This window comes from Vibrio sp. 1641 (assembly GCF_033339995.1).
Classification (GTDB): Bacteria; Pseudomonadota; Gammaproteobacteria; order Enterobacterales; family Vibrionaceae; genus Vibrio; species Vibrio alginolyticus.
Genome location: NZ_JAWOVP010000459.1, coordinates 1 through 536, shown reverse-complemented (window position 1 = coordinate 536; position 536 = coordinate 1). Strand labels below are relative to the sequence as shown.

Genomic DNA, 536 nt, shown 5'->3' with positions numbered 1-536 from the left:
CGCTGGTCGTTCAATCGTATTAGCGGTAAACAAGTGGGATGGTCTAGATAACGAAGTAAAAGAGAACGTGAAGAAAGAGCTAGACCGCCGCCTAGGTTTCGTAGACTTTGCTCGTATTCACTTTATTTCTGCACTGCACGGTACTGGTGTTGGTCACTTATTTGAGTCTATCCAAGAAGCGTACAAGTCGGCAACGACACGTGTTGGTACCTCTGTTTTGACTCGTATCATGAAGATGGCGACTGATGATCACCAACCGCCAATGGTTCGTGGCCGTCGTATCAAGCTAAAATACGCGCACGCAGGTGGTTACAACCCACCAATCGTCGTGATTCACGGTAACATGGTTCGTGAACTTCCGGATTCATACAAGCGTTACTTGATGAACTACTTCCGCAAGTCACTGGAAATTATGGGTACGCCAATTCGTATCAACTTCCAGAATAGCGAAAACCCGTTTGAGAATCGTGCGAACAAGCTAACCTTGTCTCAAGAGCGTAAGCGTAAACGTATGATGTCTGTGGTTAAAAACCGCA

1 pseudogene is annotated in these 536 nt (G+C 46.3%); it reads left to right on the top strand.

Features of this window, described 5'->3' with window-relative positions:
• Positions 1-536: pseudogene (locus tag R7Z47_RS26560) on the top strand (ribosome biogenesis GTPase Der); the annotation flags it as partial.